Here is a 19,853-nt window from a genome sequence, read left to right as displayed (position 1 = left end):
CTTGGGCTAGCACAGCGCTACACACAAGGCTATAATTGACGATTTGCGCGGCACTCGTTTGTCCGTCGTTGTAACAGTTACCCAACTTGGATGATATCTATGGAGCATACTCCGCAGTCGCAACTTAAATTGTTGCTTGCCAAAGGTAAAGAGCAAGGTTATTTAACCTATGCAGAAGTGAACGATCACTTACCTGCAGATATGGTCGATTCTGACCAGATCGAAGATATTATCCAGATGATTAATGACATGGGTATTCGCGTCTACGAGCAGGCGCCGGATGCCGATGAGATCATGATGTCTGAAGACAGCACCGATGAGGATGCTGCCGAAGAAGCTGCCGCAGCACTGGCTACGGTAGAGGCTGAACTCGGACGTACGACAGACCCTGTGCGCATGTACATGCGTGAAATGGGCACGGTAGAACTTCTGACCCGCGAAGGCGAGATTGTTATCGCTAAGCGTATTGAAGAAGGCATCAATACCGTTCAAGCCTCTGTAGCTGAGTATCCTAAAGCGATCGCCATGATCCTTGAGCAATACGACCGCTATGAAGCTGAAGAAGTCAGACTATCAGACATAATCTCTGGATTTGTGGACCCCAATGCTGAAGATGTTGCCCCAACAGCAACACACATTGGCTCGGAACTCTCAGATGACGAACTCGATGACGAAGATGACGACGATGATGAGGATAGTGAAGATGAAGAGGATGATACCCCGAAAGGGCCAGATCCTGAAGAAGCGCGCGAGCGTTTCACTCAACTTCGCGAAGCCCATGAACGCGCATTAAAAATCATTACCGAAAAAGGCCGTGAGCATCCAGAATCGACCAAGGCGTTATTTGAAATTGGCGAAATCTTTAAAGAGTTCCGCCTAGTTCCAAAACAGTTCGATCGCCTTGTTAAAAGCATGCGTGAAATGATGGACAAAGTGCGTGTTCAAGAACGCCTAATCATGAAGTTGTGTGTTGAACAAGCCAAGATGCCAAAGAAAAACTTCGTTAAAGTATATACTTCTAACGAAAGTAGCATCGACTGGTTTAACGATGAGATCGCCGCTAAGAAACCTTATTCAGAAGGTTTAGCTATGGTTGCCGACGATGTACGACGTTGCCGCGCTAAGCTTGATGCGATTGAAAATGAAACCGGCCTAGCAATTGCCGCGATCAAAGATATTAACCGTCGTATGTCAATCGGTGAAGCTAAGGCTCGCCGGGCGAAAAAAGAGATGGTTGAAGCCAACCTACGTTTGGTTATCTCTATCGCGAAAAAGTACACTAACCGTGGTTTACAATTCTTGGATCTGATCCAAGAAGGTAACATAGGTTTGATGAAAGCCGTTGATAAGTTTGAATATCGTCGTGGCTATAAGTTCTCAACTTATGCAACATGGTGGATCCGTCAAGCGATCACTCGCTCTATTGCTGACCAAGCAAGAACGATCCGTATTCCAGTGCATATGATTGAAACCATTAACAAACTCAACCGTATCTCTCGTCAAATGCTACAAGAGATGGGGCGCGAACCTTCACCAGAAGAGTTGGCCGAGCGCATGTTAATGCCTGAAGATAAGATCCGTAAGGTACTTAAGATTGCTAAAGAGCCAATCTCAATGGAAACCCCTATTGGTGATGATGAAGATTCGCACTTAGGTGATTTTATCGAGGATACTACCCTCGAGCTGCCATTGGATTCGGCGACTGGCGAAAGCTTAAGAAACGCTACTCACGAAGTGTTAGCCGGCCTTACCGCCCGCGAAGCCAAAGTACTGCGTATGCGTTTCGGTATCGATATGAATACCGACCACACTCTTGAGGAAGTGGGCAAGCAATTTGACGTAACACGTGAGCGTATTCGTCAGATTGAAGCCAAAGCGTTGCGCAAGCTACGTCACCCTTCTCGCTCAGAGATCTTAAAGTCATTTCTCGACGAGTAGTCATACTGATTTTAACGACCCCAAAAAGCCCAGCATCTTGCTGGGCTTTTTGTTTTCAATGGAGATTAGCATCAGATTGATTAACAGATAACCAATTGAATTCAAACTTGGGATTTGGACCATATTCTGGGGTGACAACGGCAATTAAACCTCGTATACTTCTCAGCGCTTTCGATGGTGACGACCATCTTAAGTCGGCCCCTTAGCTCAGTTGGTTAGAGCATACGACTCATAATCGTCAGGTCCACAGTTCAAGTCTGTGAGGGGCCACCAATTCAGATAAGGCGTAGCAGGTTAGTACCTACTACGCCTTTTTCTTATCTGAACACATTGGGTGCTGTAATGGGTGCTGTAGTGTTCCAAGTCGCATTAGAAAATGTCTTGATAGGCTCGCTTTAATTCTTCATACAAACTACTTTATTTATCAAATATGATGGGGTTCTAATATGAAGCAAAATGACAATCAGCTTTTAAAAATGAGATTAGCGACTTTAGATAGCACAGACTCAATGAATACCACTGTTTATGACGATTCAGACTGGAAAATGGGCGTTTTGTGGTGGAGTGCGTTAAGCCCCTCCTCAAAAGTTTCTCATGTTGAAAGGCATGGGCGCATCTATTCGACTAATGAGGTAAGGGACTTCTATACACATTCTGAAAATGTAGAAGGCTGCTCATGCTCCCTATCTCCAATCTTATTTAATGTTAAGACTGGAGAAGTATTGCAAACTGAACTAATTGAAAAAATGGATTTAGCTCGAAATGAGCATCTAAAAACTTTACGCCTTAGCACCATAACTAACCAGCAACTTGATAACTAACTGATCTCCTCTTTCAACAGCCAACTCCATTGGTGTTTTTCCATCGAATTCGCGTTTAGCCTGAATGTCTGCTCCAAGTTGGATTAACTTTTTCGCCAATATGTAATTACCTTGCCAAACTGCTTGATGCAATTGTCCAACAGGAACATCAATTGAATCTTTTTGAATTGGCTCAGCTTCCTTAGGTTCTATGACTCTCTCCACTGATTCATTAACTTCTACTTGAGCCTGCTGAGTGTTCTCAGCTATTTTAGCCACCAGCATCAAAAGACAAAAAATAGTTAGCCCTTGCACCAATAATCCAATGCCAATCCCCACACCAACCTCTTGAGGCCTGCCGTAATTAGTTATGACCACTACGGCTACAACGATGCTACTTACCAAATAAACCCAAGCTAAAAAGCGACTGAATCCGATCATATACTTCTCCGTTTTGTTTTCGTAAACACAATAGAGCACTAGTACTTAAATGATTCAACACTTTTGCTATCAGGCTACGAACATAAGAAAGCCTTAAAACAAGCCATTTTTCCGCGCCTAGTGACAGGGGGAAAACCATGTCAACTTTGGTATAAGGCCAAAACAGCGTGGTCAAATTCTGCTTGTGTGATCGCACTGTTCCATAGCGCCTGCTTTAACAGAATATGTTGGCACAGGGTTTCAAAATCTGGCTTGGTCGCTCGCCAGTTGTAGATAGTTGCTCTGGTCACGCCTAACGCATTTGCTAGACGCTGAAAGCTAGGGAAAGGCCTATCAACTGCCAAATACTCAGCCGTTGCTATGAGTGTTGAACTGTCGAATTTAGACGGGTACATAACGCGCCCCTTGTGATGTCCGATAAGTGTCTATTTTACCATGCCCGCGCGTACTGGTTTTAAAACTGTCTAGCTTGAGGCGTTTTACTAGCCTTTGCTTTTATGGTGTCTGACTTATCGGCAATGACGAGTTGTAGTAGTTGTAATCTCATATGACAATTAAATATCTGTTACTAAAGAACTTTATAATGACAGTTGTAATGTTGTGGATGTTGTAGGCATTTATCAATACTAACGAGTAGGCTGATATTGCATGACATCTACAACACCACAACAAAAGCACGAAAACTACACTTAACCATTGATAAATAATAGTTTTGCTTGTTTCTGGTATTTTTGTCAGTCTTACAACAGATACAACCCCCATTGCTGGGGGCATTTCAGCATTCAAAGGACTAAGTCAAACGATAACGCGGTGTTACACCTGCTTGCAGGATAAGATCTCCCCGCTCAATACATTCATTTAACGCTTTCCTTATCGCGTCTGATTTGTTGCCTGTCATTGCCTTGAAAGGTGCAACCCTGCTGCGACTTTGGATAATTTCCCGTTCAGTCTTTACGCCACCATTTTCAAACATTTTTAAGATCGTTTCACACTCTGCGGTTTTACCAATTACCCCTTTAGCTTCTAGGATGTACCTAACATTGGTTGCTAACGCCTCAGCCACATTGATAGCGACTTTCACTGTCGCATAGGGAATAAACCCTCCCACAGAGCCACCAGCCATTAGAACATCAGCAACGTGTAATGTTGTCGCTATTTTCATGATCTGAATATCAATTTTGCCGAAGATACCACGCAAAATACCATGAGAATAAAACGCCCCATCCGCTAACAGAGGTTCAATTTCCTGTTGCTTATCTGCTATTGCTTGCCAGCCTTTGGGCTCTATCTCCAAACTAACTAAATTATCAATTGCTGGCAGATGATTTGTATCTAATAGCCAACTCGCAATATCAGTGACAGCCTTATCAAAATCATTGCGTAAGTTGCCATTCATGGGGGCGGGCCTTCCTTGCCCAAACTTTCTTTTACCTAATAATGTAGGCTCGCTCACCATTAAGAAACGCTCGGCTATGCCTGTGCCGTTACTCTTGGCAAGAATGGTATCTATACTGTTTGGCTGCGCCAATAGTGTTACCGCACCATGTACAAAGCCCTGATAGCCTTGGCGCGTTATACGACTAGAACTGTGCCATTCGCCGTTAAAGCCTTTCAGTAACAGGTCATTATCTGCTTTGCGGTCACTGGTTAGCCCTAGCAACACATCACTAAGCCCTTGTTCTGCACTCGCCAGTGAGAAATAGCCATCATTTACTTTGGTAAAATCAGCCTCTAGTGCCTCAGGGGTCGTATTAGAACCTAAGATCCTGAGTACTTTTGCGGGCTCGTCATCCGTTGCGACTTCTCTGCGTTTTTGATTCAAGTCTTGGATGGCTTTAAGACAAGGCGTTGTAGCCGCCCTCAATACCGAACTTTTTGCCGCTGCGGGTGGCTGCTCTCCCACCACATAAAGCCCGATAGGGAGTCTTGTCCCATTAGGATATTGCACACAGTATTTCAGCCCTGCATAGCCTGAAAATATGCCCAGTACCGATAAAATTGCTGTGTTAGGCGGGAACTGATAAAACCTCGCAATTTCAGCTCCGAATTTAACCAGCGCATAGTTATTAGCAATTGCAGCCAAGTCCAATAGCGGAGCTTTAGGCATGTTTCGGTCATGACTTCCACCAGCAAACGGCCTTATAGGGGTTAAGCTGTCGAGCTGATTTCGCCCTTGGGTATCCGCAAAATCAATGCTTTTTACATGATCATTCATTAGCAGGCCCTCGGCATAATGTAACTGCCATTAGCAGCTATGGCGGCCATTTTGGCGTAATGCTCGCCTGCTCCGCTACGGTCATTATCTGCAAGGATAATGATCTCTGCATGAGGCCGTGAACGCCTCACCGCCAGTGCTACCCCGACTAACCCCCCCGCATTAAATGCACAAATAACATGACTAAGGGGTCTATCCTCAGCAACGGCGGCGCAAGTTGCAAAGCCTTCGCCAATGTAAATAACGCCATCAGCTATTACTCGGTCACAGAGCGGAAACATGCCTCCCTTAATTTGTCCTCCAGCAAGGAATGTTTTACGGCCATCGGCGGTAATAAATTGCAAGCTACTTAAACCTATCAGGGTAAAAACTGGGATAACCAGCGTTCCCGCATCCAAGGGTTTACCGTTCACTTTCACGGTTTGTTTTAGCTGTAAACTGCCAAACGGCTTGACGTTTTTTGTCTGTAGATACCCGTTATCTGGCATGGCTATTTGGCAGTATTTACGTGCAATGTCACTAGCTAGCTTTGCTGCCTGTTGTTGTTTTATTAGTACTTGTTGCTGCTGTTGCCTTTGCTGTGCTTCCGCGCGTTGCTGTTGTTGCGCTAACTTGGTTTCATCGATGGTTTGCCCCATATCAAGCCCCACAAGGGGGGCGACCATACAGGCCGCCTGATAGGGTTTAACACCAAAGGCATGGCTCACCAATGCCAAACCATCGCCGCAGTTAGGCTCACACTGGTTGCAAAACCATGTACCACGCCCGTCTTTATCGTCAAAACGAAAGCGGTCTTTGCCCCCGCAAACAGGGCAAGACTGGTGTTTATGGCCACAAATACTTAGCCCTAAACCATTAAGAATTGAAAGCCAACGCCCATTGGCGACTGCCATTAAAGAAGTGATAGTATTACGGCTCATTTTTTATCACCTCTTGCTGTAATACCCATTGCCACACACGTCTATGACCTCTTAGCGAGTACTTGGCGATGCGATACCCCAGCAGCATGAGTCTTTCATTTAGACTCTTAGAATGCTGCGCGGCGTTACTAATGTTTAACGCCTCCTGTATTTGATGGGTATTAATGTAAGGGTGTTGATACACCATTCTTAGCATTTGGCGTTCAATGTAACCTCTCGCCACGCTGCTCACTTTCTCGGGTAGCTTGTAACCTGAGATTGTTTTATAGTCTGGCAAGCCATTGTTATTTGCTATAGCGTGGTTAAAAGAGGCTGCGCGGATCTTGCAGGATTGGGCGCAGCCTTTTTCTTTACTTTGCTCGGGGGAGAGATGGCTCATGATTGAATCCCCCCTGCGGATAGACTTTCTAGCCAATCATCATATTGCTTCACAGTCCACCCTAATGTTCTGCCATTATGTTTTAATGGCTGAGGAAAACGCCCATCCCTCACCCAAACCCAAAGGGTGCGCCTGTCTCTGTTAATTAACTCGCAGATCATTTTAATTGATAGTAGTGTCTGAAGATGGTTTGTCATATCTAAAAGCCTCGTTTGTTGTATAGATATGACAATTGTCAGGTATGGTTTTACAGATAAGGGGGGGTGAGTATTTTGCTACTTAAAAATTAACAGATTACTGTCAGATGTAAAAATCTCCTGACCGCTTTTCTTAGCTTTGTAAATGCTACGAAAGGTTAATTAACCTTAGAAACAGAATTATGAACAGCCTCTAGTTTGTTGTCGTTTTCTCCAACAATTGTTTATTTTCTTTTGCTCTAGCATTAAGTTCTAAGTAACCACTTTCAAGCATCCACTTCATGTGTGCTAATTGGTCCATCTGATCAACAGCAGCTCTTAGCTTTAAATTAGTAACTTTTATAGTTACATTTTTCACATCCCACCCCGCAAATGACTCCTTATGACAATTTTTATTTTTATCATAGCGACGAATCTCATTAGCTTTTAGAGGATACTGCTTACCTGCCAATGCATAAATTAGATTTGTTGCATCACTATCACTCAACGTGTCATTAGCATAAATAAGAGAGCTATCCCACTTGCCTAATAATCTCCCATTATCATCATAATAGAAATAATTAACTTCATATTGTTCAACCAGTTCTGAACCTGTGTTTTTTATACTCCAAAAATCACACAACCTAAACTTACCATCATCAAATTTATTTATTTTTTCCAACCTATGTGAAACCTCCAGAAATTTCTCACCATAATTAAAATTTAATTTAGACAACCTTAATAATTCAGCATCGTAATTTTCATTTCTGAAAATGAATTGATCTTGTTCTACTTGCAATAAGCTGAGAGCTAATAGCTCTGTATCTGTCAATGGAACAAGAGTTGACTCTTTTTCACAACCAGTTATAAAAATTGAAAAAATAACTAAAGCGATTAATTGACTCACATTCGCTAACATAACAATTCTCCAGTAAAAATTCATTTCATCAATCTATTTCTAATGTCGCTAACCCTTGACTTTAAAGACTTAATCAACATAAACCCTTCCATATTTTCAATAGAGTCTTCACAAATTTCATAGTAATTATCATGATCTATTGGATAAATCCTCTTTAACTTCCCAATAATCTCATCAAATTTAAACTTAGATCCTATTTTTATTTCTTCATTCAAAATTGATTCTAAATCTTTTATCAACGTCGGCATTTTAGATTTACGTTTACTATTGCGCCCAGCCTGAGTTGAATCTTCAAGATTTTTTTTCCTAAATATCTCTTCTCGCTGTTCAAACAGGAGTAGATCTCCAAGTTGAAGATAAACATTACTAATAGCCCCATTAAAATCCTGATCTAATTTAGATAATGAATGCCCATCAACAAAGCAACTAAAAATCCAGTTATGCATATCAATCAACATTCCTGCTACCCATACAGGAAATTGGTCATCATCATTTTTAGTGTAACTAAATAATGCTAAATAACGTTCATATTCTTTTTCATTTAAAATATAGCCTACTTTCTCGGTGATTAGTTCTTTAGAGAAAGCCTCAATCTGTTGTTTAAGCTTACGGCGTTCGCGGTTTTCTCTTGCAAGACCAATAAGATAAGGTTTATCAATGAGCAATTGAGCTATAAGATGCGCATCACGGAGAACTGAAGGGAGAAGTACAGAATCAACCCGTAACATGACTTTTATTGCAGGTAAAATACCTCTATCAATAATATCTGATAGTGCAGCTTGTTTAGGATCACTTATCCTTGCAGATCGCCAAGCATAAAAACTGGGCCGATTAAGGGCTGGAAATTGGCAATCAGCAATACTATTAAACAGCGCAATACATTCGATTTCAGCCGCATCTACATGACTAGCTTTATTAGCCATTGCTTATCCCCTCAGCCTAATTACATTCTCTTGTGCTACTTCGTTTAACTTTGCTTCCCATGCTTCAAGGGCGTGGCGCTTCTCGGGCAAATAGCTGTACCTGTCGTAATGCTTACTTGATACGTCATTTAGCGCATGGTTTTGTAATCTATCGCGTATATCTTTTGATATGCCCAGCGCCCCCATTAAGGTTTTACAGGTACGGCGCAAGTCTCGCGCGACAAATACCTTGGCATCGGGTTTCGCTTCTCGATAACGCAAAATGCCTTGGGTGAGTGAGTCAAGGCGGATATGTTGATCAAGGCGGAAACGGTGCGGGAAGATAAACGGGTTTTGCGGGATACGTTCGGCGTGTAACTGCTCCAATATTTGCAACGCGGTATCGGTGAGCGGCAAAAGATGAGGCCGCTTATTCTTAGATACATCGGCAATAATTTCTAACGTGCCCTCTTGCCAGTTAATAGCATCCCAACGACTGGCGGCCAACTCATAGGGCCGCTGCCCTCCAGTGAATAAACAAAGCTGAATTAATTTAGCAATGTGAAACCCCATCCTAAAGCCTTCTCTGGTTTCAAGTTCGGCCAATAACGCGCGGGTTTCATCAAAGGTAAGATAGTTCTCCCCCACCACTTCGGCGGCGGTTTGTTTAGGGATAGCGGCTACTGGGTTAAATTGCAGGCCAAAAAGTACATTACTGCCAATATGGGCGGGATCGTTGTCGTGCTTTAGTCCATAGTTAAAGGCCGCCATAATGTATGACCTAACGCGATTGCTTTGAGTCACTGCGCCCCTGCGGATCATCTTGCCCAGCACTAGCTTGATATCGTTAACCGTAACGTCCTTAGCTTTGGTCGCTGGTGGAATGCTTGGGTAAACCTCTTTTTCGAGTGAGGCCATCACCATTTTATGGGTTCGCTTACCATCAGCGGCCATTTTTTCGGTATAGCCTGTAAAGAGTTGGCCTAGACTGCCCTTTTTAGCCTCTGCTTCGGTTTGTGCTTGTTTGGCTCGCTGCTCTTTTTCAATTTCAGCCTTGGGGTCGATGCCATTTTTCACCATACCCGCCAACGGCAAGATAAGATCCCTTGCATCAACCAGTGAAAGGGACGGATAGCGTCCAAGTGAAATGTATTGCCGCTTGCCTTCAAACAGATATTTAAACGCAAACTCTTTAGCGCCTGTAGTCGATACCCGAACCACTAAACGGCCAGCGCCGCGCTCTCGAGTTGAGTCGGTTAGCTCGTATTTGTTTGCTTTGGGCTTAGCGCCTTTGATTTCACGATCGGTAAGGGTTGAACCTGCCATTTGCATCATCCCCCATAATTGGGTGCTGTAGTGGGTGCTGTAGTGTCGTAACTCAACGGGATATTAGGTTACACTACAAGACAACACATTAAGATGCAAATCACTGTTTGTAATGTGTTTTTTGTCTCATTAGATTATTTTATTGTCTCATTAAAACTCGCTAAAATCAGGACTCATAATCGTCAGGTCCACAGTTCAAGTCTGTGAGGGGCCACCAATTTATGAAAAAGCCGCTTGAAGAAATTCAAGCGGCTTTTTCATATCTGCTAGAACTAGAGGCTGTAAGCCTTTGACCAAATTAAAATACCTCTGATTGTATATCAAATATATAGATTATTTTTTGTATTAAAGCCTCTCACCAAATCAATAGCAAATTCACTATATCCATCACTAAAAAATCATTACCCAGAAAATGGCTGGATGCAAAAAGGGGCCTATCAATAGCGCCTTTAGCCATTTTAACCACTTCTGATTACACAATCAGAGTTGCCTATTATGGCCGTCGGCAGTAGCAAAAATTTCGATTTAAACTCTGGTAATCTTGTCAAAGGCAAACATGTAATAGGTGAAGATAAATGCCCTGTGTTTTTCCGTTTAGTATTCATAATGTTAAAATGGCAATGGATAGAGCGATTAAACAAGAAAATATGCAGTGGGACTAACAAATCGTGTTGTCAGTCAGTTGAACCACTCATTTATCGTTGGCTCAATTGGTATGACAGTAGAGGGTGACCTTATCATTGATAAGCAAAAGGCAGGCTGCGAAGACAAGGGCGTTAAACCTTATATTTAGGCTAACTTTTTAACAAGTTAGCCTAAATATAAGCAAATTTACGCTCTTGCCTTTTCTGTTGATAATTATGCTCCACACCACAATCTAATGTTTAAGCTCGCGCAGAGGTAGTAGACAGAACGTCCTCGCTTGATATGTCGTTGGCAGCCAGATAATCTTGTATAGCAATAAGCAGCTGCCGATAACGAGGTTCAATCTGCCCCAGTTGCAGTACCATCTTACTCCTATCTTGTGTCTGTGCCGCCATCTCTAAGCTATGAAACTGCATTTGCAATTCACTCGCTCCAATACTGCTGGATAACCCTTTGAGTGAATGGCTCAGTTGTCGGGCAACCTCAAATTGACTACATTTAATCGCACTCGCTAAATCAGCAAGTTGTTTAGGAGTAGTTTGACAATACATAGTGCAGATATCACAAAATAAAGCGTTATTGTCCATCAGACGGGCTATTGCAATAGCCTTATCCCACCCTAGAGCAACGGACTCATGCTCACCCGCTGAGATGGCCGTCGCTTGATATGACGATAAAATAGCACTTAATACCGCCTCGATTAAACGCTCTGCTGCAATCGGCTTAGTCACATAATCGTTCATACCCGCATCGATGCATTTCTCTCGCTCTCCCATCATAGCGCTGGCAGTCATAGCGACTATCGGAACATTAATATAAGCCTCGCCAGCCTCGCCTTGACGAATACGTTTAGTGCAATCATAACCATTGAGTATTGGCATCTGGCAATCCATCAATATGCTATGGATAGGTTGATCCCCAGAATCTAGCAGCCGCTGTATGGCCTCATCCCCATTTGATGCTTGAACGAAATGAATGGGTAAACTCGACAATATGCCAATAGCCACCTCAATATTGATATCATTGTCATCAACGATCAATACTCGAGCATCTTTGACACAATTAATATCACTCGACATTAACTGTAAACTCGATGTCACATGTGTAGTTAAGGCTGATTTAGTTAAATCGATGCTACTGCCAACCATTCTCTGCTGTAGCTCAGACATCAGTAATGGATTATTTAAATAGGCAGCCTCAATATTATTCAGTGACCTACCAGACACTATGTCGCTACTTTGTTGAAATACTAATATCTTGGGGAGGTGATTGCACTGAGCGCTCAACGCTGTCCAACGAGCATCGAGTTCGAATAGTAACTCATGCTGTTGCTCAATCACGATAAACTTAGGTAAGTTTGTTGGTAACGATGCACGACTAGTACACAACCACTCAACGAGTGGCTGCGCTGAAACAATTCGCCCATCAAGGCATAAAAGAGAGCGTTCAATGCACAGATGTTGTTCAGGATGAGTCACTAGAATCGCACATGCGGCTCCCTCTAGCTTAGTCTTGTTAGCCATCAACTTATAATCATGGCGAGCCAAACACATAGTCAAAGAAAATGTACTCCCCAGCCCCTTAGTGGACTCGAAGCTCATACTGCCATTTAATAATTCACTCAGCTGCTGACAGATTGATAACCCTAAGCCAGTACCGCCGTATTGGGCCGCGATGCTGGTGGTTTCTTGAGAAAAGGCATTAAAAAGCTTATCTTTATATTCTTCAGAAACCCCCATACCGGTATCCGTCACCGCACACGTCAGCGTTAATGTCTCATCAGCTAACAGTTCAGTTTTTAACGTAACCTTGATAAATCCACTATCGGTAAATTTGACCGCATTATTAATTAAATTAGTTAAGATTTGTGATACCCGATGAGGGTCGCTAATGATACTTTGTACCCTTAAATCGACCACATCAATAATAAATTCAAGGCCTTTTTCTTGGGCCTTAACCGCCATACTACTGCAAATACTTTCAACCAGATTTAATGGGTTGAATGATTTAAAGTCGAGATCTAATTTTCCTGCTTCAATTTTAGACAGATCAAGCACATCATTGATTAAAACAGAAAGTGCATTGACACTGACCTCGGCCATGTCCAAATAGCGGCGCTGCTTATCAGAAAGGGGCTCTTTTCGGACCAAGTTTAACGTACCCACAATACCGTTTAACGGCGTACGCATCTCATGGCTAATATTAGAAATAAACCCGCTCTTCACATGGCTCGCTTGCTCCAGCTCTGCAGTGCGAACCGCGACTTTTTCTTCTAATTCAGCATTAGCTTGCAATATTTTTTGTGCGGCCAGCTTTTCAATAGTGATATCTTTAATCACTATTGCTACGCCGCTTATCTCATTATGCTCACCTAAAATCACCGATACCGATATCGACAACTCCACCTGAGTATCATCTGCTTTTTGTAACTGAGTCTCATGTGAGATTAATTTGTTAGTATCATTTAATTGCGCGACTAATTTAGGCAATTCGATAGCAGAAAGTTGCGGTAACTCATCAAGTTGACGGTCCATAACATAAAGGTAGTCATAACCAAATAGTGACTGTGCCGCACGATTCCAGTTGGTTATTTTACCCTCGTTGGAAAACCCTATAATGGCATCTTTAGAGCCGTTAATGATTGCCGCTGATTGCGCTCTCGCCTTAGCTAAATTCTGATTATTCTTAGCGCTGCGATTAAGCATTACCACCACAAAGACAAACAAAGCCCCTAACGCTAGCATGTAAGTATAAACACTTATGCGTCTACCCATACTCATCTTGTCGGCATGAGTCTTAGGCGTCAGCAATATCAACTGTAACAGCCCATCTAGCGGGTCATTAGAAATGATGATAGGTCGAGTCAATGCATAATACACTTCATTAGCATCAAGCTTATCGGTAACCATTGAAAAATTTCGCGCCACATTAGCGCCAACGTCATAGCGATTACCCCATGTTTTGTCCTGGTCTAAGTCACGGCTAAAGCGCATTTCATTATCAGGATGAAGTAAGAAATACCCTCCTGAATCGATTAAAATAAGTTGATTCGGCGGCGGGGTCATTGCTTCTATCGAATGTAATAATTGATTAGCATTTACGTTAGCAACCAAAAAACCAAAGCGTTGACCAAAATCATCATGAATCGGTATAGCCATTCGCAGCATGGGTCGATAAGGGTATTCAATCTTATCAAACTCTCTATTTAGTGAAATTGGGGAAGTATAGATCTCACCGTCAATCAGCTGCATACTCGCTTGGTAATAATCTCGATTACGTTTATTTTGTAAATTGATATCACTTACCACTTGTACGACACCATCACGCTTATCGACACGCACTAATTCTATGCCATCAGTACCAATGATCCTCAGCTGATCATATTCAATATTATTGCGTAAAAATGCCATAAAAATGGTTTCAAGTCGCTCACGCCACTGCTTGTAAGTGGTGCCATCCAGCGGATCAACACCTTGATGACTTTCAGCACGAGACAAGCCTTCGACGGGGGGGGTAGCATGTAAAAAACGTAGGTCATTGAGATGTTTACTTAAGTGATCTTGCACCTGCTTATCCACCCGAGTACTGATATCACCTAGGGTTAACTGTAAATCATCGATAACTCGATTTTTAAGTTGAAATTCAAACGTAAAAATAATGGCGAGTGACACGACAAAAACCACTACCAAGCAGAGCATGAGCAAAGATGTATTTAGCTTAGCCCATAGATTTGATAGCGTAATAATGTTGTGTTTCATAGTGTTAATTCCTTTTAAAAATCTCGTCCTTAAAAATTACGCTATTAGATCTCCATTAGTTAAGTTAGTAGATAACAATCAATTTCAGCCTAGTTACTGAAGCATACTCTCGTTTTATTTACTAATATTAGCTAATATCACTGAAATCACTGTATTTGACTAGCAGGTAGCGGCACACTAGCTATTAGATATACAACGACCACTGGCCTACTGATACCCAGTATAGTAGGAGAGACTAATAAGTGGTGTCTCAATTAGAAAAGGACTTCTACTATGTTATTCGGTAATGGAGTTAATTATCGTCAAAAAATATTGATTGTTGATGATGAGCAACTCAACTTACACATGCTAGAACAGTCGCTTAACGACTTGGCTGATATTATTTGCAGCACTGGTGGTAACGATGCCTTAATCAAAGCTGAAGCTTACCAGCCCTCAATTATTTTACTCGATATAGAAATGCCCCAAATGGATGGCTTCGAAATCTGTAGTCGACTGAAAAATAATCCCAAGACATGCCAGATCTCAATCATCTTTATCACCGCCCACCAAGAAAGTACTTTTGAGTATAAATCACTCGAATCGGGCGGTATCGATTTTATTAGTAAACCTATCGACATGATATTATGCCGGCTCAGAGTTAAAAACCATTTACTCCTCAAGCAGCAAGAGAAAGCGCTCATTGAAGCCAAGCAAGATGTTCAAGCATTACTCCAACAAATACCTGTCCATGTCACCTATTGGAACTCAGACTTATATCTACAATATTGTAACGATGATGATGGGAAGTGGTTTAATCTCCCCATAGACAAAGCAATATCTCGACATGCTTCAGCCCTATTGCCCGATAACATCTACCAAGAAATAGTACACCGAATTGCCTCTGCAGAAACCGAAGATGATTTTGAAGTTGCTCTAGAGAACAGCCAAAATGATATCCAGTATATACAAGCAAATATGACCAAAAGAGGCGGGCAAGATCAACTCAATGGTATGCTGCTGACATTGACCGATATTAGTTCAATAAGACAAGCTAAAAAGCAGCTGGGTATCGAAAACTCTCGGCTTAAAATTATGCTTAATTCCATTGGTGATGCCGTGATTGCCACTGACAATGAAGCAAAAATTACCTTTATGAATCCGATTGCCGAACGACTGACTGGCTGGGTTATGCGCGATGCTATCGGACTGCATATTGATGAGGTAATGGATATCTGTGACGCTACCACTCAGTATCGAGGACAAAACCCTATTTCTATAGCCCTTAAAGAACAGCGCACTGTCGCCATGGCTCTCAATTGCCAACTCAATAGTCAAGATGGGACCACATATCGAATCGAAGATTCAGCCGCTCCGATAAAAGATGATGAGGGTAATATTACTGGTGCGATTATTGTCTTTCATGATATTAGCGAAACCGTAGCAATGGCGATAAAGATGAGCCATTTAGCCAACCATGACCAGTTAACCGACTTACCAAATCGTATTCTCCTACACGATCGCGTTACCCATGCTTGTACAGTTGCTCAGGCTAACCAACAACAGGTGGCGCTATTGTTAATTGACATTGACCATTTTAAATACCTCAATGATTCATTAGGCCATTCATATGGCGATCTCATTATTAAGCAAGTGGCCAAACGTTTACAGTTACTGGTCGCACCTAACACCACCTTAGCCCGCATTGGTGGTGATGAATTTGTGCTCTTACTTCCGGCAATAGATTCTACTGGGCAGGTGGATTCTATAGCCGAAGATATCGTTACTCGTATAAATACGCCTTTTAGGATCCAAGGCAAGGAGTATCCTCTTTCAGTGAGTATTGGTATCAGTCTTTACCCAACAGATGCCATCAGAGCTGAAGAGCTAATCACCCATGCCGATGCGGCTATGTATAGAGCAAAAGACTTAGGCCGTAACCGTTTTTGCTATTTTTCAGAAGACTTGGAGCGTCAGTTATTTAAGCGTCATGAACTGATCACCTTGCTGCGCATTGCAATCGATACCGATGCGATTAATGTTTACTATCAGGCGAAAGTCGATTTAAAAACGCTCAAGATTGTGGGCGCCGAGGCCCTCGCAAGGTTAACCTCACCCACAGGGAAAGTTATTTCACCGCTAGACTTTATTCCCCTAGCCGAAGAAACCGGCCTTATCCATGAATTAGGTGAGCAGATCCTGACTAAAAGCTGTATTGCCGCTAAACAGTGGTATGAAGATGGCTACGAATTACAGATTGCCGTTAATATTGCGGCCAAGCAATTTACCAACCCCCATCTTTGCGCTTCTGTCGCCAATATTTTAGAGTTGAGTCAACTGAGAAGCGACCTACTCGAACTGGAAGTGACAGAGAGTGCATTAATGCATGATTTCGATGAAGCGTTGACCATTCTTAACACACTCTCAGCACTCGGCCTCACCATTGCCATTGATGATTTTGGTACTGGATATTCTAGCCTGTCTTATTTAAAGTTCTTTCCTGTCAATACCTTAAAAATTGATCAATCTTTTGTCAAAGATATGCTTTGCGATGAACAGAGCCTAGATATAGTGCGCGCCGTCATTCATCTAGCTAAATCGCTCAAGCTTAAGCTTGTGGCAGAAGGAATAGAGGATGATGATCAACTGGAAAAATTAAAGTCATTACAGTGTGAACTTGGCCAAGGCTACTTGTTTAGTAAACCCTTGCCGTTAGATGAGTTTGAACAACTGTTAAGACAACAAGCCGTCACAGGCAACAAACAAGAAATAGACAACACAGGCCATTGATAATGACATCGCTATATTGTTAATCAGCAGAGATTGACTTTGAATAATGGCTCAGCATAGCAATATTAAAATAGACTCTAGCCCTCTATGGTTAGAGTTAGATTCCGCCAAAAAAATAGCAACATTTACTCAACTTGACGAGCATAAATATTAACGTATTATTTTGTCTCCTAAAGTCAGGTCACAATAATCTGACTCTAATCAATAAGCCTCAAGTATGAGCTTGCTTAATATACAGCGTCACAAGGAGAGATAATGACCACAAATAAAACCATTGATATAGCTGACTTTACCAACATAAAAACCAAAGGACGAGGCGCTATAAGTTTCATTATCGCCATAGTGGTCATCATCATGTTTGTGGCACAAACCATGTATACCGTGGATGAAGGTCATGTGGGTATCATCAAACGCTTTGGCGAAGCGACCGAACAGGTTAACCCAGGATTACATATTAAAATCCCTTTTGTCGATAAGGTTGAGGTTCTGGAAATTCGTACCCGTAAAAACGTCGAAAAACTCAACGCCTCAACTCATGAACAGATGCCAGTTACCGCGGAAGTCTCCATTAACTGGACCATTAACCGCGATCAAGCTTTCGAACTATTTAAAAGCTATGGCGGCCTGAGTCAATTTGAGTCACGTATTCTTGATCCTAAGTTACGCTCGGCAACAAAAGATGCCTTAGCACGCTATAAAGCCGAAGAGATCATCCAAAACCGTGGTCGGGTGATTGCCCAGATAGAAGATGTGTTAATTGAAGAGATGAAGCAGTATCCGGTCAAGTTAGACTCTGCCCAGTTAGAAAACCTTGGGCTACCACAAAAGTACATACAATCAATCGAAACTAAACAAACCGAAAAAAACTTGGCCGCCGCAGAGATGCATCGTTTAGAGCGACAAAACCTAGAAGCGCAGCGTGAAGTTAATACCGCCAACGCAATGCGTGATGCGGCTAAAGCCACTGCAGACGGTAAAGCCTACGCCATTAAAACTGAAGCCATAGCAGAAGCGGAAGCCATTCGCTTAAAAGGTCTAGCGGAAGCTGAAGCGATTCAGAAGAAAGCAGCCGCGCTACGTGAGTCACAAACCTTGGTTGATTATGTGCGTGCCCAGCAATGGAATGGTCAAATGCCCACCACGATAATGGGCAGCGATCAAAGCGTGTTATGGAACATGAATAACAAGCGATAACCGCCCACTTTCATACACTAAAAAGCCCGAGATTCTCGGGCTTTTTTATAGGGGCTACACGCTTATTTCATCGATTACCGCTCCCACACTAATTTATATGCCAAGCTTATCACGCATGGTGTAATACCAAGCGCCGAGCGCTGAAAATGGCACCTGCAACAGATGCCCACCAGGGAACGGATAATGGGGTAAGCTGGCAAAGGCATCAAAACGTTTAGCTTGCCCATTAATTGTCTCAGCCAAAATTTGCCCAGCCAAATGAGTGTAAGTCACACCATGGCCGCTACAGCCTTGCGAATAATAAATATTACTGCCGATGCGCCCCACTTGTGGCAGACGAGACAGAGTCAAAAGAAAATTCCCCGTCCAGGCAAATTCTATCTTAACGTCTTTAAGCTGGGGAAAGGTCTCGAGCATCTTGGGGCGAATAATTGCTTCAATATCGGCGGGATCCCGCGCGCCATACACCACGCCACCGCCGTAAATAAGACGTTTATCCCCCGATAAGCGAAAGTAATCGAGCAGATAATTACAATCTTCGACGCAGTAATCTTGCGGTAATAACGACTGCGCCAACTCAGCCCCTAAGGGTTCAGTGGTGATAACCTGAGTGCCACAAGGCATAGATTTAGCTTGTAGCTCTGGTATTAAACCATTGAGGTAAGCATTACCCGCCACAATCACAAACTTACATTTAACCGAGCCATCCTTAGTGCGCACAACAGGGCTATCCCCTTCATCGACTTTAATGACAGCCGAATCTTCAAAAATTTGCCCACCAAGGGACTCCACCGCATCGGCTTCGCCTAACGCTAAGTTAAGCGGATGAATGTGGCCACCACTCTTGTCGAGCAGGCCGCCGATGTATCGCTCAGAATCGACAACCCCACGGATTCCCGATTCATCGAGTAATTCAAGGTGCCCAAGGTGACCATGGCGCTCCCATAAGGCTTTTTGTGATTCTAAATGCCTCATCTGCTTTTTATTGAGCGCAGCAAACACCCCACCGTCTTTTAAATCACATTGAATATTATATTTCGCGACCAAATTTTTAATAATGCGTCCACCCTCGAACGCCATCTCACCAAATAATTTAGCCTTGTCCACACCAACCGTTTTTTCAATCATATCGATATCACGGCTAAAACTATTGACGATTTGACCACCATTACGGCCAGAAGCACCAAAACCCACACGGGCGGCCTCTAACACAGTGACTTTAAAACCTGCTTCTAATAGATGAATCGCCGAAGATAAACCGGTATAACCTGCGCCAATAATACAGACATCAGTCTCAATATTATCGGCCAGTTTTTCGCGTAACTGCTTGTTATTTGCAGACGCGGCATAATAGGAATTTGCATGAGGTGTACAGTTCATATCAACCACCCTGAATTGTTATCGTTATAATAATTATGCTGTTGTATTAACAAGCTACAGCAGCCTTACTGCTGTAGCTTGCCATTATTTT

General features: G+C 42.7%; 14 protein-coding genes and 1 tRNA gene. 5 read left to right on the top strand and 10 right to left on the bottom strand.

The genetic code is table 11. The annotated features are described in order from the left end of the window. The first annotated feature begins 99 nt into the window (after positions 1 to 99). The 3 genes from rpoD to DN599_RS18605 all read left to right on the top strand — a co-directional run bounded on the left by rpoD (position 100) and on the right by DN599_RS18605 (position 2,759). On the top strand, positions 100 to 1,938 hold the full coding sequence (gene rpoD, locus DN599_RS02415; RefSeq protein ID WP_204165087.1) for an RNA polymerase sigma factor RpoD: 1,839 nt from the start codon (positions 100 to 102) through the stop codon (positions 1,936 to 1,938). A 196-nt stretch (positions 1,939 to 2,134) separates the two neighbouring features. Further along, positions 2,135 to 2,211 (top strand) — tRNA-Ile (locus tag DN599_RS02410). A gap of 173 nt (positions 2,212 to 2,384) precedes the next feature. Further along, on the top strand, positions 2,385 to 2,759 hold the full coding sequence (locus tag DN599_RS18605; RefSeq protein ID WP_162599137.1) for a hypothetical protein: 375 nt from the start codon (positions 2,385 to 2,387) through the stop codon (positions 2,757 to 2,759). Here the strand turns inward: DN599_RS18605 and DN599_RS02405 are convergent. The 9 genes from DN599_RS02405 to DN599_RS02350 all read right to left on the bottom strand — a co-directional run bounded on the left by DN599_RS02405 (position 2,718) and on the right by DN599_RS02350 (position 14,419). After that, entirely contained in the window at positions 2,718 to 3,179 is a 462-nt protein-coding gene (locus DN599_RS02405) for an ankyrin repeat domain-containing protein (protein WP_110456054.1), read from the bottom strand. The two genes, DN599_RS18605 and DN599_RS02405, sit on opposite strands and share 42 nt — an antisense overlap. 140 nt (positions 3,180 to 3,319) lie before the next feature. Further along, the gene (locus tag DN599_RS02400; protein WP_110456053.1) at positions 3,320 to 3,574 is read right to left on the bottom strand and encodes a hypothetical protein; all 255 of its coding nucleotides are present in this window, start codon (positions 3,572 to 3,574) and stop codon (positions 3,320 to 3,322) included. A 395-nt stretch (positions 3,575 to 3,969) separates the two neighbouring features. Further along, positions 3,970 to 5,394, bottom strand: a complete 1,425-nt coding sequence (locus tag DN599_RS02395) for a DUF3987 domain-containing protein (RefSeq protein WP_110456052.1) — start codon at positions 5,392 to 5,394, stop codon at positions 3,970 to 3,972. Beyond that, the gene (locus DN599_RS02390) at positions 5,394 to 6,314 is read right to left on the bottom strand and encodes a primase-helicase zinc-binding domain-containing protein (RefSeq protein ID WP_110456051.1); all 921 of its coding nucleotides are present in this window, start codon (positions 6,312 to 6,314) and stop codon (positions 5,394 to 5,396) included. The genes DN599_RS02395 and DN599_RS02390 overlap by 1 nt, the downstream gene beginning before the upstream one ends. Next, positions 6,304 to 6,693, bottom strand: coding sequence for a hypothetical protein (locus tag DN599_RS02385; protein WP_110456050.1), 390 nt, complete (start codon positions 6,691 to 6,693; stop codon positions 6,304 to 6,306). Before DN599_RS02385 ends, DN599_RS02390 begins: the two co-directional genes overlap by 11 nt. Positions 6,694 to 7,083: 390 nt before the next feature. Then, a complete protein-coding gene (locus DN599_RS02375; protein WP_162599136.1) occupies positions 7,084 to 7,788 on the bottom strand; it encodes a hypothetical protein in 705 nt (234 codons plus the stop codon). A 20-nt stretch (positions 7,789 to 7,808) separates the two neighbouring features. Then, positions 7,809 to 8,711 (bottom strand): hypothetical protein, encoded by a 903-nt coding sequence (locus DN599_RS02370; RefSeq protein ID WP_110456047.1) that lies wholly within the window; start codon positions 8,709 to 8,711, stop codon positions 7,809 to 7,811. Between the two features lie 3 nt (positions 8,712 to 8,714). Continuing rightward, a complete protein-coding gene (locus tag DN599_RS02365) occupies positions 8,715 to 10,016 on the bottom strand; it encodes a tyrosine-type recombinase/integrase (protein ID WP_110456761.1) in 1,302 nt (433 codons plus the stop codon). Between the two features lie 884 nt (positions 10,017 to 10,900). Continuing rightward, positions 10,901 to 14,419: an ATP-binding protein gene (locus DN599_RS02350; RefSeq protein WP_110456046.1), complete on the bottom strand. Its 3,519-nt coding sequence runs from the start codon at positions 14,417 to 14,419 to the stop codon at positions 10,901 to 10,903. A gap of 273 nt (positions 14,420 to 14,692) precedes the next feature. Here DN599_RS02350 and DN599_RS02345 point away from each other — a divergent pair, with 273 nt between their 5' ends. Next, positions 14,693 to 17,188, top strand: a complete 2,496-nt coding sequence (locus DN599_RS02345) for a two-component system response regulator (protein ID WP_110456045.1) — start codon at positions 14,693 to 14,695, stop codon at positions 17,186 to 17,188. Positions 17,189 to 17,443: 255 nt separating this feature from the next. Then, a complete protein-coding gene (locus DN599_RS02340) occupies positions 17,444 to 18,382 on the top strand; it encodes an SPFH domain-containing protein (RefSeq protein ID WP_110456044.1) in 939 nt (312 codons plus the stop codon). 93 nt (positions 18,383 to 18,475) lie between these two features. Here the strand turns inward: DN599_RS02340 and DN599_RS02335 are convergent, their stop codons facing one another. After that, positions 18,476 to 19,762: an NAD(P)/FAD-dependent oxidoreductase gene (locus DN599_RS02335; protein ID WP_110456043.1), complete on the bottom strand. Its 1,287-nt coding sequence runs from the start codon at positions 19,760 to 19,762 to the stop codon at positions 18,476 to 18,478. Between the last annotated feature and the right edge of the window lie 91 nt (positions 19,763 to 19,853).

Origin of the sequence: Shewanella algidipiscicola (assembly GCF_900380485.1) — a bacterium.
Taxonomy (GTDB): domain Bacteria; phylum Pseudomonadota; class Gammaproteobacteria; order Enterobacterales; family Shewanellaceae; genus Shewanella; species Shewanella algidipiscicola.
This window is presented reverse-complemented; position numbering and strand designations above follow the sequence as displayed.

Excerpts from the sequence above, each read along its gene's own strand:
- rpoD (WP_204165087.1), top strand. The coding sequence starts at position 100 with ATGGAGCATACTCCGCAGTCGCAACTTAAATTGTTGCTTGCCAAAGGT.
- DN599_RS18605 (WP_162599137.1), top strand. The coding sequence starts at position 2,385 with ATGAAGCAAAATGACAATCAGCTTTTAAAAATGAGATTAGCGACTTTA.
- DN599_RS02405 (WP_110456054.1), bottom strand. The coding sequence starts at position 3,179 with ATGATCGGATTCAGTCGCTTTTTAGCTTGGGTTTATTTGGTAAGTAGC.
- DN599_RS02400 (WP_110456053.1), bottom strand. The coding sequence starts at position 3,574 with ATGTACCCGTCTAAATTCGACAGTTCAACACTCATAGCAACGGCTGAG.
- DN599_RS02395 (WP_110456052.1), bottom strand. The coding sequence starts at position 5,394 with ATGAATGATCATGTAAAAAGCATTGATTTTGCGGATACCCAAGGGCGA.
- DN599_RS02390 (WP_110456051.1), bottom strand. The coding sequence starts at position 6,314 with ATGAGCCGTAATACTATCACTTCTTTAATGGCAGTCGCCAATGGGCGT.
- DN599_RS02385 (WP_110456050.1), bottom strand. The coding sequence starts at position 6,693 with ATGAGCCATCTCTCCCCCGAGCAAAGTAAAGAAAAAGGCTGCGCCCAA.
- DN599_RS02375 (WP_162599136.1), bottom strand. The coding sequence starts at position 7,788 with ATGTTAGCGAATGTGAGTCAATTAATCGCTTTAGTTATTTTTTCAATT.
- DN599_RS02370 (WP_110456047.1), bottom strand. The coding sequence starts at position 8,711 with ATGGCTAATAAAGCTAGTCATGTAGATGCGGCTGAAATCGAATGTATT.
- DN599_RS02365 (WP_110456761.1), bottom strand. The coding sequence starts at position 10,016 with ATGGCAGGTTCAACCCTTACCGATCGTGAAATCAAAGGCGCTAAGCCC.
- DN599_RS02350 (WP_110456046.1), bottom strand. The coding sequence starts at position 14,419 with ATGAAACACAACATTATTACGCTATCAAATCTATGGGCTAAGCTAAAT.
- DN599_RS02345 (WP_110456045.1), top strand. The coding sequence starts at position 14,693 with ATGTTATTCGGTAATGGAGTTAATTATCGTCAAAAAATATTGATTGTT.
- DN599_RS02340 (WP_110456044.1), top strand. The coding sequence starts at position 17,444 with ATGACCACAAATAAAACCATTGATATAGCTGACTTTACCAACATAAAA.
- DN599_RS02335 (WP_110456043.1), bottom strand. The coding sequence starts at position 19,762 with ATGAACTGTACACCTCATGCAAATTCCTATTATGCCGCGTCTGCAAAT.